Here is a 13835-nt window from a genome sequence, read left to right as displayed (position 1 = left end):
GGAGATAAAATCGATGTCGACATCCCTGATTGGGCCCCAAGGCGCCACCATCGTCCCCGAAGAGCGTCGCCAGGAATTCCTTCCCACTTTGTTCGGTCGCTCGCTCCTGATCGTCGCCGAGAACGCGGTCTATAGCTTGATGGAGCGGCTGAGCCCTCTCGACTATGGCGGCGGCTTCTGGGATTTCTACGAACATGAGGGCAAGCCGCTGTTCCTGGCTCCGCAAGCTAAATCACGGTTTCGGATCACCGGCGAGATCACCGGATTTCAGGGTGAGGTGTCCGCCGAGGCCGCCGGCATCATCGCCACGCTGTTCGCTTTCTCCCACCTCTCGTTCCAGCATCAGTCCGAACGTCTCACTGAAGGCTACGGCCGTCTCTACGCCTATTCGGCCGACCATCCAGAAGCTGCCGAGATCTTCCAGGCGATCGATTGAGATCCAATACGCGCCACCCGCTGGTGGCGCCTTGAGCGTCCCGCTTGCCTGCCCGCGTCGGACGGAGGCTTCGGCGGCGTGCCATCTTCCTCCCCACCAGCCCGATTGTCGCGCAAGCGATCAGTCGGGCTTCTTCGTTTCAGGAGATTTGAGCATGAACACCATGATTTCCAGCCCGCGGCCGGTCTCGACCGGCTTCAAGGTCGATATTTCCCGCGGTGAACGCATCGGCCGCGTCTCGTCCGAATGGTTCTCGCGCCCCGACGATGAGCGCTACCTGTCGCTCACCGATCTTCACCGCGCGATGAGCGCCAGAACCGATGCCGCGCGTGTTCGAACGGTCGAAAGCGCGGAAATCCGTGTGGAGGCCGCCCGTGACAATGCGGAGCGCCTTGCCTTGCTCGTTCCCGGCGGGCGTGAGCCGATTGCACCGACGCATTGGAGTTATGGCCAGCTTTGCAGCCTGGTCGGTGCGCCTGCGAGCTATATGCGGCAACTGCCGGCACCTCTGGCCGCGATCAATCTGCAGCACGGGCTGCTGAACCACAATGCCGAACTGGTCAAAACACCGGAGATGGATGACGGCCGCGTCGAGCTCAGGGCAGTGACTGGACCCGAATATGGGCGCATTTGGGATAAAGATCTGGTTGCCGCCGTGATGAGCATCGCCGGCAACGGAACTGGCGATACGATCTGGAAGGTGCCGGGCGTGCTCGACTGGTCAACCATGACCCACAATCCGTTCGTCGATATCACCAAGGACACCACGACGCTTTATGCCAGCGACCGCGATGTGTTTCTCTTCCTCGTCGACGACACGCACCCGATCGAGGCTGGCCACTTGGCGAACGGCGAGCCGGATCTCTACTTCCGCGGGTTCTATGCCTGGAACTCCGAGGTCGGGTCGAAGACACTCGGGATCGCGTCGTTCTATCTCAGAGCGGTTTGTGCCAATCGCCATCTGTGGGGCACCGAAAATTTCGAGGAAATTACCATCCGGCACTCGAAGTTCGCGGCGCAACGTTTTGCCTATGAAGCCGCCCCAGCGTTGACGAACTTCGCTAATTCCTCGCCCGCGCCCTTCATCGCCGGCATTCGCGCCGCACGCGCACGGGTCGTTGCGCGAAATGACGAGGATCGCTCGGATTTCCTGCGCAAGCGCGGCTTCTCCAAGGCCGAAACCGGCAAGATCATCGAGACGGTGCTTTGCGAAGAAGGGAGGCCACCCGAAAGCATTTTCGATTTTGTTCAGGGCATCACGGCGCTTGCCCGCCGGAAAGCCCATCAGGACACGCGGCTCGAACTGGAAGGCAAGGCCCGAAAGCTGCTTGAACGCGCGGCCTGACTACGGTCTTCGCACGGAATCTCTCCTTTGTTCCGACGAAAGCCCGGCCATCGCGCCGGGTTTTCGCGTTCACGGAAAGGCAATCCCATGTTCAAGACCGAAGCACTCTCTTCCATGCAGAGCGGCCGCCTGAACGCTGCCCTGGACAGGCAATACCGATTTGAAGGCGTTGTTAAATCGCTCCGCTCCCTTATTGAGGAACTGGCGGCGGCAGGTCCGCTGGAGCTGACCGAAGGGGACGGAATGATCGACTATTCCCGGACGCACTTCAATCGGCTCGCCTCCTATAAGGCCCAGGACGCCTATATCGCGCGTCTCAAGGCGAAGCGATATTTCTACATCAACGGATGGGCGGTTCCGAAGCTGGTCTATGACGCGATCAGACGTTGATCTCGGCGTTTTGCTCGGCCGCAGCATCGGAATTTTGCACAGGAATCGGTGCACGGTGCTCGCCGGATTTCTCTTCGGCGCCGACCTGATCGCCAGCAGCTTTCAGGTCGATTTTTCCCCAGATCGAATGCTCTCTCCGGGACAGGCGACGCCGATTTTTGATCTCGACGACGAACGGTTTCTTTTCAGGCTTCATGATGGTCCGGTTGGAAAAGGCAGATAATGGCGCAGGTGCTCTTATTCTCCGCACCCTGTCAACGCGCCCGCAACTCCATGTTCCCGTATCAAGGAAGTCGCGGCATCTCGCCCTCGGCCACCCTCCAGACCCAAGGTGCGATCTCCGGCCTCGCGTCGATCATATCGGTGAGTGCCTGCTCGTATTCATCTCCGGCGCTCGCCGGCACGATGAACATCGCGACGGGGGCGGGCTTCTGTTCCGGCAATGTCACCGACACGATCGGCGCATCGCGCGGCAGGTTGAAACGCAGGCCCTTGACGCTCTTTCGCTTGAGGTGGCTCAGTTTCTCTAAGAGCCGTAGCTCGTGGATGTCCTCGAATGGCAGCCAATGTTCGTTGACCACCATCAGGGCGATCTCTTCCACCGACGCGATGCCGGCGGTCGAGATGCCGAAGGTGGCGATGACAATCAGATGCAGTGCCTCGCTCGAGCGCCAGAGTTCCAATTCGGTCTCATAGCGCGCTGCGAGCCGCCGCCACGCGCCATCCTCGACCATCAGCGGGAAGGGCAGGTGTCGTACGACAATCTTGTGCCCCTCGCGCGCCGGGGGAAACTCCTTCACCTCGGCCACGATCATCATGAGTTTTCGCGGTCCCGAACCTGTCGCCTGTATGCTCTTGAGCGCCGCGGCGCGGCGGGCAGCGATCGCGTCCTTGTCGTCGGCATGAAACACCTCGGGAACAAAGAGCATTTCGCTCAACGGCCCGCCCCTTGCGGTCATCTGCGAGGCGGCATTGATGAGACTTGTGCGCACCCGGCCCCAGCCGCGCCGGCCCGCCCATGTTGAGCGCCATTCCGTCAGTTCGCCGGCCTCCCAGAGATAGTGCAGCATTGCCCTGAGCGACAGTTTCCTGGGCTCGCTGCGGATGCCCGGCTCCGCTGCGTCCGTCGGTGCGTCCCGCGCCGATCGGGGCCCGCGTTTTGTCAGGGAAAAATCCAGCTTCAGGTCGGCCTTGCCGCTGGCATCAATCTGGATCGCATTGCCGATCAGGGGACCGAGACCGGAAAGCTCGTAGGGCGGCTCATAGGAGGGGCACGCAGGATCGTGGTCTCGCCCCGAAAGCGGCATGCGCTTGATGAGATACTGATCCTCCAGGCGCGCGATATACATCGCAACTGGGGGCTCCTTGCACATGCACATCGGGCGAAGCCTCTGCTCATAGGCATGCGGAAGCAGCGCCCGAAACTCCGGCGAGCATTCGTCCAGCGTCTGATCGCCGATCGTGAAGTTTCGCACTTTGGTTCTCCCCTTGCTTCGGCCGAAGGTACACGGGCAGCGTCCATTTTACTATCAAAAAACAGATAGTAAAATCCAATGGCGTGCAGATTTGCGCCCTTCGGGCCTGGTCGCGGAGATGGCCGACGGCGCGCGCCGCGGGAACGCAGCTCGGCTGGAACCACTGGGCGGGGGTGATCTGTGCCGTCGACGTCTTCCGCGTTCCGCGTTCGGCGTAGCGAGGCCGATCAGGATCGGTCCCTCGCCCGCGCCGCAGAACGCAGGCATCTGGGCACTCCAGCCCGTCAGCCGACGTTCGGCAGGCTCAATGAGTTAGCATTTCGTCGACGATCTGATTGCCGTTCAGACGTGACGGATAGTAGGTCGGCCAGTTGGTGACTTCCTTCAGCAGGGCGGCGCGGTCATTGCCCCAATAGAGGTGGTAATGGCCCGCCTTCTCCGGCGCGATGATGTGGTCGCTGAACTGGATAAACTGCGGCGCGGCATCATCACCACCGGTCTTCTTGAAGACGTAGCGGACACCCCGATTGCCCTTCTTGTAGGTGAGGATTTCATGGCCATCCGTTTCATAGTTTCCGCCGACAGACTGTTTTCCGCGGAAGAACGTGACGTTGCTGCCCTCGATGACGATCCGATCGACATCGGTCTTATATCCAGTGTCGTAATAGGCGCGATATTCCTCGGCGCTCTTGTCGCCGTGTTTTGCCTTGTCCGCCATGACCGGGTCCAACGTCCCATCGACCAGATAGGGATAGACGGACTGCCAATCGCCTTCCCAATCCGAAAGCGCGCGCGGCTTTACCTGATCGTCCTTGAAATACCCTTCGTACACGGACCCTTTGGCATTATGGGAATGGGTATGGGCGTGATCATGCCCGGATGATTTTTGGGCGCCCGATTTTCCCTCGGAGAGAGCCTGGCCCGCGAAAAGAAGCGCTGAGGAAACACTGAGTGCGTAGCCGAGTTTTTTGATCATCTTCTGCATTCTTTGGAGCCTTTTCGGTTATCCGGTTCGGGTCGTGTCTGGTGATTGGTATGTAATAACATTACGAAACGCCGATTATCCTGCTTTCGGTGGCGACGCAAGAGCCATTCGGCTGCGCGATGCCGTGATCCATTGCGGTCGAACGCGCCGCCGGGGGGGAGGAGGGCCGCATTGGGGGCGCCAAAGCGAGCGAGGGAGAAAAGCTCGTCCGGTCCGGAGTCTCTGGGATCGTCATCGGAGTTGAAGTCCGAACGACCAGGTGGCGCCGGACGGCAAGGAGTTCCTCCGCTTCACGATCGTCTCTGCGCCGACCGGCCGAAGCTCAGGTTCTTCATTTCGGCATCCGAGGAAGGAGCGCCGATCCTCTCTCGCCTCATCGATCGGCATCCCATCGTCGATGTCACTGCACGGGAGTGATCGCCATGCTGTCCGCTTCTCAATTGGCCGATCGTCTCGCGCGCAACGCCGAGGCGGTCTGCCGTTACTACCTCTCTGCCGGCCATCAGGCCGGAAACTACTGGATCGTCGGCGATGTCGCCAACAGCAAGGGCAAGTCGCTCTATGTCCATCTCTCCGGCCCGCGCGCTGGGCGGTGGACAGATGCAGCAACCTGTCAATATGGCGATCTCCTCGACCTCGTTCGAGAAACCTGCGGGTTGGTAGACTTCCGTGATGTCGCAGAGGAGGCGCTCCGTTTCCTAAGCCTTCCCCATCCGGCGTCGTCCCGCAGGGGCGACGCCCACACCGAGCCGCCGGTCGATAGACCGGCAGGCGAACGAGCAAAACGCCTATTCCGCATGACGCAGCCGCTCGCCGGCACGCTTGCCGACCGATATCTGTGTCAGCGCGCCATCCCGCGGGCCTCCGTGCATCCGGCCCTGCGGTTCCATCCGTCCTGCTACTACCGGGACCTCGTCACCGGCAGCACGTTGAGCTATCCGGCCTTGATCGCCGCGGTGACCGATCCCTCCGGCGCGATCACCGGCGTCCATCGCACTTATCTCGAGTCCTCTGGGCTCGATCCGGGCGGCGTCGGCAAGGCGAAGGTCGAAGATCCCCGCCGCGCTCTTGGCAATCTGCTCGGCAACGCCGTGCGCTTCCGTTTCCCGGTCCATGGCCCCGTTCCGGTGATAGTCGCCGGCGAGGGGCTCGAGAGCATTCTGTCCCTCTCGCATGTGATGCCGGGCATGCCGATGGTCTCGGCGCTGACGGCAAATCACCTCGCCGCCTTCCGCTTGCCCGATGGATGCCTGCGCCTTTACATCGCTGCCGACGCCGATGCCGCAGGTCGACACGCCATCGAGGGACTGAGCCGCCGCGCGCAGGCGCTGGGGGTCCTGCCGCTTGTGCTCGCCCCGGAACTCGGCGACTTCAACGAGGACCTTCGCCGGCTCGGACCCGACCGGCTCACTGTGCATCTGAGAGCGCAGCTCGCGCCGGAAGACGTTCAGGCCTTGCCGCCCACCTGATGCGGCTGGACGGGAGGCGGGAGCGGGTGTGGCGCGGCAGGAAAGGCCGATCCCTGCCGGTCGCCGTTCGGGTAGGCGCGCCCTCGGGCCTGCCGAGAGGCGACCCTTACCATACGGCTGTCGGGCCTTCAGCGGGTCAGTCGGATTTCTTCCCCGCGCGGGCACTTGCCTGCCGCATCGGCTGTTCCGAAAACCGGTTCCCACTTTTCGGGCCGATGCGGAAGCCGGCGCTCCTCGCGGGCCAAGAAACCCGTCTTCCGTCGCCCGGCGCTTCGCTGGGCCGCGGCGTGAGGCCACGCCGCGGTTCCGGCCCATCTGCCGCATGGAAGAGATCGCCGTCAGGCCGCGAGAGGCGCGGCCGCAACCGACGGAGATCATCATGAACCTAACCTTGTCCCTCGACGACACCTTCGAGCCCCACCACGTCTCTTCCCCGACCGACCGATTCATCTACGAGATGCAGATCTACGGCCATCGCCCCTTCCAGGACGAACCGGACCCGCGCCCACTGCCCGAGGAGCCGGTCGTTCAGTCGGCGCTGACCGCGGTCTTCGATGCCCTATTCGAGATGCTCGGCGACACGCGGCTGGAGCCCGATCTCGAAGATCTGCTCTGGTCGACGGTCAACCTCTTCCACCGCGCCGGCGAGCGCATCCAGCGCGAACTCCAGCGCAATGAGGACGCCCAGCGCGCCGGACAGAGCGAGCAGGATGGCTCGGAGGTGAAAAGCGTCGAGCTTGAGCGTCTGATCGCCGAGGGCATCACGCTCCTCGAGCGCCGCAACGCCTTCGAGTTCATGCGCGACTATGCAGCCGATCTCTTCGAAGCCCAGACCGGATCCGCCTGGCGGCCGCGCACCGGCTCCAAGGTCAGCCATGCCAACATGACCTCGGCGATGATCGACAGCCGCGACTTTCTTTCCGCCCGCCGCCGCGCCGAGACCGAAGTGATGATCCCGGCCGGCACGAAGATCGCCTTCGGCGGCGGCATCGACTACAACGATCACGAACGGATCTGGGCGAAACTCGATCAGGCTCTCGCCAAATATCCCGACATGGTGCTGCTGCATGGCGGTTCGCCGAAGGGAGCCGAACGTATCGCGGCCTGCTGGGCCGAGGCGCGCAAGGTGACGCAGATCGTCTTCAAGCCGAACTGGACGAAGCACGCCAAGGCGGCACCTTTCCGGCGTAACGACGACATGCTCTCGGTCATGCCTGCCGGCGTCGTCATCTTTCCCGGCTCCGGCATCACCGGCAATCTCGCCGATAAGGCTCGCCGAGTCGGCATCCCGGTCTGGCAGGCTGCAGGAGATGGCGCGTAAGCGCCGTTTTCTTCGCACGGGAAGAGCCGGATGGTTACGAGATCGCGTCCCAGGTTGCGGCGCAACCACAGCTCGTTCATGCCGTGGGAGGATGCAGCCTTGTGTCGAGGGCAAACGCTTCCTGGAATTTCAGGGCATAGGCGCCGGTGGCGCCGCCGGCGAGAAAAATCAGATTCCAGCTATGCGGCGAGACCGCGCTCGGGATCGCGACGAAACGGTAGCGGCGAAGCAGATCGTCCCCGAAGGCTTGCTGGCCGGCGCCGGGAATCCCGGGGCGCAGCCAGTTGGGGTTTGGCAAGCTCGCTGGATCGACGATATGGACGTCGCCGGGATCGGCAATGATTGCTGCCGTCATCATGTGCGCCACTGTGTCGAGCGCCCGAAACCCCTTGTGAACCGCAACCTCAAGGATTGCGGTTGCTGGATCGAGCGAGCAATAGACGGCACGCGCCCCCTTGTTGTTCCAGCGGCCTCCAACCCGATAGGCTCCTTCGCCGCTATCCCAGGTTGGCGCATGGACGGCCTGATCAAGCCGCCATGCAATCAACTCGGTCCCGCCGAGCGCGATCGGCAAAAGGCTCATGCATAGACGCCATATTCGAGGCGGTCGAGGTGATCTTCTACCAACTCGACTCCGGCGGGCGTTCCGAGAAGATCAATCGGGCGGCGCTGATCGAGGCCGACGGCTGGACGCTCCAGCCATTGCTCGGCTTCCGCCTGCGATCCGAAGATATCCGTTGCTTTTGCGAGGATCTCGGCGAACTTCCAGGCACGGCCACTCTGTTCCTGGCTGAGGGGCTTGGAAGGCGTGTCCTTGCGACGCTGCCAGGTGCGCAGGCTCATACCGACCGCCTTTTCAAGAGACTCGTTCTTGCCGATGACGACGAGGCTACCGATAAGATGTTCGAGCGCCAACGCGGGCAAGCCGTTTAAAAGCAGTTCATGCGCGTCGAGCGCATTGGTCAGGTGGCGCGCCAGAACGCGCGATCCGCCGAGCAACGCTTCAATTTTTTGCAGTTCGCCACCGCTTGCTGAAGAAGGTACTTTTGCAGCGATGGCCATGATCTTTCTCCTATGTCATCTGTCGTTCAGTATGTGCCATGTGTCGCGAGCCATTTCAAGATTCGAATGGTGCAGCCGGCGACTTCGCCGGACCGGGCACAACGTCGCTCAAATCCCATGTCTCGCAGGCTGCAGCAGATGGCGCAAAGCGCCGTTTTCTTGCAAATCTGGATGGATATTATGGAGAACGGCAAGGAGTATGATCTTGCGTCAGTTCACGACAGGCGATCTTAACAAGCAGGTGGGCGATGTCACCGACGCTGCGAGCCGCGAACCCGTGGTTCTCACCAAGCACCGGAAACCCCGCTTCGTGCTGATGAGCTATGAGTATTACGAGCGGATGCGCACCGGCGGCGATCCGCGCAGCGCCCACCGCGCTTCGGATATGCCGGAGGAACATAAGGAACTCTTTGCCGCGGAGATCGGCCGGATGGCGCGCGGCGAGGGGTATGATGATGAGTCGTGAGTTCCTGCCGGGCCAGGTGATTGCCTATCCCTATATCTCTGGGCGTGGCAACACGAGTGCGGAAAACCGAGGGCCGCAAGACCCGACGCGACCTGCGTCGTGGACGCTATCCGTGGCGTGAATGACGGCTTGACGCATCTGGGCTCTATGGCATTCCGTTCGTGACTTGCTCGGATCCTGTTGTCTCGTGATCTCCGAGGGGCTTGGTTCCGCTGACCAAGCCGGCTCCGATCGCTCAGATGGCGTGCTTGCCAGTGGCGATGTGCCTGGCGAACACCGACGGCTCAGATGGCCGGGCGCGGACGGACGAGTGGGGGAAAGATCACTCATCTGATGCCCACGCGAACAGCTTCACCCGTCGTTGCCGCACGGTCTGCAGGCGGCACGCCGTCGCCGCGGTTGACCTCTCGGATCGACAAAGGGATGATATTGGCAGGGGATGTGCTCATCCGTCTGCTGTAGTTGAGATCGGGCGAGAGTACGCATTGACTGGCTTGGAGGCAAAACGTTCAAGGGATGCGTGGCCGATATCCCGTGGCGTCGGACCGGACAGCCATGATGGTTTGTCGCGTCCTTCAGTTGCCCCGAACCATTCCCGTTTTATGTCGCTCGTATAGACGACCGCCTGCTTTTGCGGCCAACCCCCAAGGGGTAAGACTCGCCCGAAATTCTTGCAAAATTCGATTTCGGTTCTTTTGTCCTGGCGGAAAATAGAATTTTGCAAGAATTTCGGCCGAGCTGACCGCAGCAGGTCGGCCGTCTCTTCGTGCGCCATCGGGAATGGTCCCGAGCAACCGAAGGAGACAGAACCATGGCCACCACGATCGCAACCCTGACGCAGAAGACCGACGGCATCCTCGAAGGCGTCTTCGCCACTATCCGGGTCAACGCCCCGATCGCCATCGTCCCGAACGCAAGCAAGTCGAGCGAAGAAGCCCCCGACTACCGCGTCATCCACCGCAAGACCGGCTTTGAGATTGGCGCAGCCTGGAACCGCATCGCCCGCCAGACCGGAGAGGAATACCTCTCGGTGAAGCTGGAGGCCCCCGAGATCGGCGTGATCTTCGGCAACCTCGCACCGGCACCCGGCGGCGATCCGAGCAAGAAGGTGATCCTCTGGAACAATCCGAACTGACGAGCCAAGCGAGCGGCCCCGAGCAATCGGGGCCGCCTTTGCCGCTTCTCGGTTTGATTGTTTCGCGCAGCATTGGGAGCAAAAACGGGCATCGAGCCCGCATTTGCTCCTCCTGCCGTGCCACACGGGACGGAAGCCTGTCTGCTCAGATACCCAAGTCTGCCATGAGGGCTCGCGCCGCCTCAAGGACTTCGCGGCCCCTCCAATTTTCAGCCGCTGCCCCGAAGGGGCACCGTCAGAAAATCGGTTCCTCCGCTCGCCGGCTCCGCCGGTCGCTGACGCGATCCTTGACCCGGCCCGATCCTCACGACCCCCGGGCGTCATCTTTCACACTATCCAAGGAGATGGAGACGATGACGATTACCCTTGAAATCCACGTCGAACAGCTGCGCCGGGAACTCAAGAATGCCGATCCGGCCGAACGCCGCCAGATCGAAGCGGAGCTGGAAATGGCTGAGGCCGAACTGGCGGCGGCGATCGCCGAACAGGAGGGCACCATCGACGCCGCGCCGCCCTTCTGAGGGCGGCGTTTGCCGTGTCGTCAAGCCTGGCCGGCCGGATCGACCGGCAGGCCAGGCTTGGAGCCTCGCTTCGCACGATGATCACAGTCGTGGATCAGGGAGATCGCCTTGAAAACGCCGTCGAAGCCTATGCCGACGAGGATGAGGCAGGTCGGTCATGAACTACGAACTGATCCAGACCGCAAGCGTCATACGCTACCCTTACCTATGGGCGCGAGAAGCTGGGCGTGGAGAGACAGAAACGACGCAAGGAGCGGCCGGTCGCCGTCGGCGTGAGAATGCCGCGGCCGGAGGGCGATTTGGTCCTCTTCTTTCCCATCACCACCAAGCAGCCGGAGGCGTCGCGGTTTGCCGTGGAAGTGCCGGCGATCGAAAAATGCCGCGCCGGCCTTGATGCCGATCGCAGGCTTTGGATCATTTTTGATGAGTTTAATACCGACATTATCGGAAATTCATTCTATCTTGAGCCCGAGCCGCCAACTGGCCGCTTCAGCAAGGCCTTCTTCCTTCCGCTGCTGCGCGAATTCATCAGTCGCCGCAAGTCAGCCATGGAGGTCAGCCGATTCCGCTGACCTTCCGTTTGCGAAAGCCTCATTGCCGTGCAGCTGCGGTCGTCACTGCACCGGTTTGACGAAGCGGTTCGCCTTGGTCTTTGCATCCATCTCCTTCCGCCGGAAGTAGATCGCGCGCCCGCAGCGGATCGGACTATGCCCCTGAACGATGATGATCTGTTCGTCCTTTCTCATCGACTGGGTGATTTCGTGCGGCATGATCAGTGGCCGGCGCTGGAAGTTGACGCTCTCCGATTTGCGCGATGCGCTGTTCTTCGTGTCCCAGCCAATGCTGCGGGAGCTTGCCTTCACCTCGACCGTCATCTCGCCGCATTGGGCCGAGACATTGCGCGCTGTGTCGAGCGCCTTGATCGCGGCATAGCTTGCGAGGGCGCAGCCATCGATCCACGATGCCGCGCCGTCCTTCCCGAAATGCCGTTCCAGTTGCCCGACGGACTGGTACATCAGCATCATGCTGATGCCGTACTTACGGCCGCGGTCGCGCGCCTCCTCCAGCACGCGCATGTAGCCGAGCAGATCCACCTCATCGAGCATGAACAGCGCCCGGCGCTTGAAGCTACCATCGGCCTGGATCATGGCATTGATCAGCGAGCCAATGATAACCCGGCCAATGCCCGGATAGGAGCGCAGGATCGATGCCGGAATGTTCAGGAAGATGTCCTTCTTGCCCGAGATGATGTCGTTCGATCTGAAGGCATTGCCGCAGACGAGCGCGGCGTAGCTGTCGAGCGACAGCCACTGCGCATCCTTCGACGCCGTCGAGTAGACGCCCGAAAAAGTCTGCTCCGTCATGTTGGTGAAGACGCCGAGCGTCTCGCGGATGAAGGCGGACGCGGAATGCTCCTGAATGTCACGCAGCATCGCCAGAACAGAGGGCTCCGGCTCGGATACGATCTGCCGGAGGCTGCGCAAGGTTCGCCGTCCCTCGTATTCGGGAGAGAGCATGACATGCGCCAGCAGGCCGGTCAGGAGATTGTGCGCCTGGTTCTGGAAGTAGGATCCCGTCTGACTTTCGAACCGCACGCTCTCGGATAGAAGCATATGGGCAATGCCCACGATGTCCTCTTCCTTTTGCTTGGATGTCTGGATGCCGTCGAGCACGTTGAAGCCCATGATCGGGTTCGTTGGATCGAGCACCATCACCTCGCGGCCGAGGACGCGGGTGCGGTGCTCGACCACCATCGGCGCGACCTCGGTGGAAGGATCGAGGCAGATCAGCGGCCCGGTATAACGCAACGCCGTCGGCACAACGTTGCTTGTGGTCTTGTATCCACCCGAGCCGGCGAAGAATAGCATGTGGGTGGAGTCGAAATCTTGGCTGTAGGTCAGCAACGGCGCCTTGCCGCCTTGCCCCCATGTGGCCGGATCGTTCGGATCGAAGGGCAGCTCATGGACGACGTCCTTGTCGACCCGGTAGCGCTCGCCGACGACGATTTCGCCATCCGGCGGAAACAACTTTCCCGCCGCCGCCATCGGCAGCCAGTCCGCATCCCCGAAGGTCCCGCGCTTGGCGCGTTTGACCTGCTCGGGCACGACGGTGGAGATGCGCGCGGCCACCGCCACCGCTATGAAGCCGGCGATCGCGCTGATGACGGCGACCATGTCGAGATAGGACAGTGCCCGGTCCCATGATAGCGCGCCGCTTTCCACTGAGGGCAACAGCCGGCGGTATTCACGCAGCGTGTAGAACCCGGCGACCGTCAGAAAACAGGCGAGGCTCGCCATGACTACCGGCCTTCGCCGGTGCAATGGCAGCGCCCAGACGCTCAATAGTCCTGCCAGCGGTCCGAACAAGAGCGCCGGTAAGGGCGAGGCCCGCAGGAACCAATATTCAGCTTTCCCGGACAGGCCGCCGGCGAACGCCGGCCAGCGCCAGCCAACGACGTAGACGGCAAAGGCGGTGACGGCGATCGGTACCAGAATGAGCAACAGGCTCGGATGCGGTTTTGCCTTCAATGCCATTCCGCCGTCTCCCAGGTTCGCGTCTCAGTTGCAGCCGACGAAGGCCCCTTGAACGCCTCTTCGCCCATGTCGCGCAAGCGCCGATGTTCTGGTGAGTCCGGAGCAACTCTAGCCAGTTCGAGGAGACCGCCGAGCAGAAACGCCCGATCGGCCTTGGAGAGACCGGCACGAACGACGATGCCGCCGAGCAGGAATTTCTCGCGCGCTTCGCGCTTGCGATCAGCAGTCATGAGAAACCTCCGCCGCCGTTCCAGTCCCGTCATCTGCTGGTCGACGCGGCGTAGTAGTTGGGCCAGCAGTCCCCGTCCTCTCGCCTTTGCGAAATCGCGCGGCGATCTCTTCGAAGATTCGATCGACCTCCTCGTCGGCGATCTCCATTTCCGCCAGCCCGGATTTCGTGGCGGCGCGCGCAAAGCGCTCGGCGGACTTTGCGATCATTGAGCGTCTACGCTCGCGCAGCTTCTCGATCTGGGCGTCGATGTCGCTGATCGATGATTTGGCGGCCATTCCAGCGTCCTTCCCTTGTTGGAGCAAATCTCTGCGACGCCAATTATACTATCTGTTTTATGATAGTAAAATAAGTTAAGTTGCATTACCCCGAGAACGTCGCAGCCGGAATTCCGGCCGATGGCCGTCTTCCGGAGAAGCGGCATCTGCCCTGCGGTCCGATCGGTTTGAGGGCGCAATATACGTCGC

At 61.9% G+C, this 13835-nt stretch carries 18 protein-coding genes and 1 pseudogene; 10 read left to right on the top strand and 9 right to left on the bottom strand.

The features are described from left to right. The first annotated feature begins 13 nt into the window (after positions 1-13). The 3 genes from ACQ5BM_RS08440 to ACQ5BM_RS08430 all read left to right on the top strand — a co-directional run bounded on the left by ACQ5BM_RS08440 (position 14) and on the right by ACQ5BM_RS08430 (position 2171). Positions 14-436: an antirestriction protein gene (locus ACQ5BM_RS08440; protein ID WP_429810021.1), complete on the top strand. Its 423-nt coding sequence runs from the start codon at positions 14-16 to the stop codon at positions 434-436. Positions 437-590: 154 nt separating this feature from the next. Continuing rightward, positions 591-1781, top strand: coding sequence for a DUF932 domain-containing protein (locus ACQ5BM_RS08435; protein ID WP_429810019.1), 1191 nt, complete (start codon positions 591-593; stop codon positions 1779-1781). 87 nt (positions 1782-1868) lie between these two features. Beyond that, positions 1869-2171 (top strand): hypothetical protein, encoded by a 303-nt coding sequence (locus ACQ5BM_RS08430; protein ID WP_429810017.1) that lies wholly within the window; start codon positions 1869-1871, stop codon positions 2169-2171. Here the strand turns inward: ACQ5BM_RS08430 and ACQ5BM_RS08425 are convergent. The 3 genes from ACQ5BM_RS08425 to ACQ5BM_RS08415 form a co-directional block, all read right to left on the bottom strand. Next, the gene (locus ACQ5BM_RS08425) at positions 2161-2367 is read right to left on the bottom strand and encodes a hypothetical protein (protein WP_429810015.1); all 207 of its coding nucleotides are present in this window, start codon (positions 2365-2367) and stop codon (positions 2161-2163) included. The two genes, ACQ5BM_RS08430 and ACQ5BM_RS08425, sit on opposite strands and share 11 nt — an antisense overlap. An 88-nt stretch (positions 2368-2455) precedes the next feature. After that, on the bottom strand, positions 2456-3646 hold the full coding sequence (locus tag ACQ5BM_RS08420; RefSeq protein ID WP_429810013.1) for a DUF1173 domain-containing protein: 1191 nt from the start codon (positions 3644-3646) through the stop codon (positions 2456-2458). 304 nt (positions 3647-3950) lie between these two features. Next, positions 3951-4631: a ZinT family metal-binding protein gene (locus ACQ5BM_RS08415; protein WP_429810011.1), complete on the bottom strand. Its 681-nt coding sequence runs from the start codon at positions 4629-4631 to the stop codon at positions 3951-3953. Positions 4632-5053: 422 nt separating this feature from the next. Here ACQ5BM_RS08415 and ACQ5BM_RS08410 point away from each other — a divergent pair, with 422 nt between their 5' ends. Together ACQ5BM_RS08410 and ACQ5BM_RS08405 are read left to right on the top strand one after the other, a co-directional pair. Then, entirely contained in the window at positions 5054-6100 is a 1047-nt protein-coding gene (locus ACQ5BM_RS08410; protein ID WP_429810009.1) for a DUF7146 domain-containing protein, read from the top strand. Between the two features lie 379 nt (positions 6101-6479). Next, a complete protein-coding gene (locus ACQ5BM_RS08405) occupies positions 6480-7421 on the top strand; it encodes a DUF2493 domain-containing protein (protein WP_429810008.1) in 942 nt (313 codons plus the stop codon). A gap of 76 nt (positions 7422-7497) precedes the next feature. On the opposite strand, the gene ACQ5BM_RS08400 is transcribed toward ACQ5BM_RS08405, so the two are convergent. Both ACQ5BM_RS08400 and parS read right to left on the bottom strand, forming a co-directional pair. Next, positions 7498-8004, bottom strand: coding sequence for an RES family NAD+ phosphorylase (locus tag ACQ5BM_RS08400; RefSeq protein WP_429810006.1), 507 nt, complete (start codon positions 8002-8004; stop codon positions 7498-7500). Next, a complete protein-coding gene (parS, locus tag ACQ5BM_RS08395; RefSeq protein ID WP_429810004.1) occupies positions 8001-8483 on the bottom strand; it encodes a type II RES/Xre toxin-antitoxin system antitoxin in 483 nt (160 codons plus the stop codon). Before parS ends, ACQ5BM_RS08400 begins: the two co-directional genes overlap by 4 nt. 205 nt (positions 8484-8688) lie before the next feature. Here parS and ACQ5BM_RS08390 point away from each other — a divergent pair, with 205 nt between their 5' ends. Beyond that, on the top strand, positions 8689-8949 hold the full coding sequence (locus ACQ5BM_RS08390; RefSeq protein ID WP_429810002.1) for a type II toxin-antitoxin system Phd/YefM family antitoxin: 261 nt from the start codon (positions 8689-8691) through the stop codon (positions 8947-8949). Positions 8950-9394: 445 nt separating this feature from the next. Here ACQ5BM_RS08390 and ACQ5BM_RS08385 read toward each other — a convergent pair whose 3' ends face one another. After that, positions 9395-9724, bottom strand: coding sequence for a hypothetical protein (locus ACQ5BM_RS08385; RefSeq protein WP_429810000.1), 330 nt, complete (start codon positions 9722-9724; stop codon positions 9395-9397). A 36-nt stretch (positions 9725-9760) separates the two neighbouring features. Between ACQ5BM_RS08385 and ACQ5BM_RS08380 the strand changes: the two genes are divergently transcribed. The 4 genes and pseudogenes from ACQ5BM_RS08380 (at position 9761) to ACQ5BM_RS08365 (ending at position 11177) form a co-directional block, all read left to right on the top strand. Beyond that, positions 9761-10084, top strand: coding sequence for a DUF736 domain-containing protein (locus tag ACQ5BM_RS08380; RefSeq protein WP_334196619.1), 324 nt, complete (start codon positions 9761-9763; stop codon positions 10082-10084). Positions 10085-10437: 353 nt separating this feature from the next. Then, the gene (locus ACQ5BM_RS08375; protein WP_429810539.1) at positions 10438-10605 is read left to right on the top strand and encodes a hypothetical protein; all 168 of its coding nucleotides are present in this window, start codon (positions 10438-10440) and stop codon (positions 10603-10605) included. 14 nt (positions 10606-10619) lie between these two features. Then, positions 10620-10766: a hypothetical protein gene (locus ACQ5BM_RS08370; RefSeq protein WP_429809998.1), complete on the top strand. Its 147-nt coding sequence runs from the start codon at positions 10620-10622 to the stop codon at positions 10764-10766. Then, positions 10763-11177: pseudogene (locus tag ACQ5BM_RS08365) on the top strand (hypothetical protein). The gene ACQ5BM_RS08370 and the pseudogene ACQ5BM_RS08365 overlap by 4 nt, the downstream one beginning before the upstream one ends. Before the next feature lie 42 nt (positions 11178-11219). Here the strand turns inward: ACQ5BM_RS08365 and traG are convergent. From traG to ACQ5BM_RS08350, 3 genes are read right to left on the bottom strand one after another with little or no spacing between them, the layout of a single operon-like run. Further along, entirely contained in the window at positions 11220-13139 is a 1920-nt protein-coding gene (gene traG / locus ACQ5BM_RS08360; protein ID WP_429809996.1) for a Ti-type conjugative transfer system protein TraG, read from the bottom strand. Continuing rightward, positions 13130-13369 (bottom strand): conjugal transfer protein TraD, encoded by a 240-nt coding sequence (locus tag ACQ5BM_RS08355; protein WP_429809994.1) that lies wholly within the window; start codon positions 13367-13369, stop codon positions 13130-13132. Before ACQ5BM_RS08355 ends, traG begins: the two co-directional genes overlap by 10 nt. Continuing rightward, entirely contained in the window at positions 13359-13646 is a 288-nt protein-coding gene (locus ACQ5BM_RS08350) for a TraC family protein (protein WP_429809993.1), read from the bottom strand. The genes ACQ5BM_RS08355 and ACQ5BM_RS08350 overlap by 11 nt, the downstream gene beginning before the upstream one ends. Between the last annotated feature and the right edge of the window lie 189 nt (positions 13647-13835).

This window comes from Ensifer sp. B1-9 (genome assembly GCF_050474445.1).
Lineage (GTDB): Bacteria > Pseudomonadota > Alphaproteobacteria > Rhizobiales > Rhizobiaceae > Ensifer.
The sequence above is the reverse complement of the archived record's forward strand: the minus strand, read 5'-3'. Positions and strand labels throughout refer to the sequence as shown.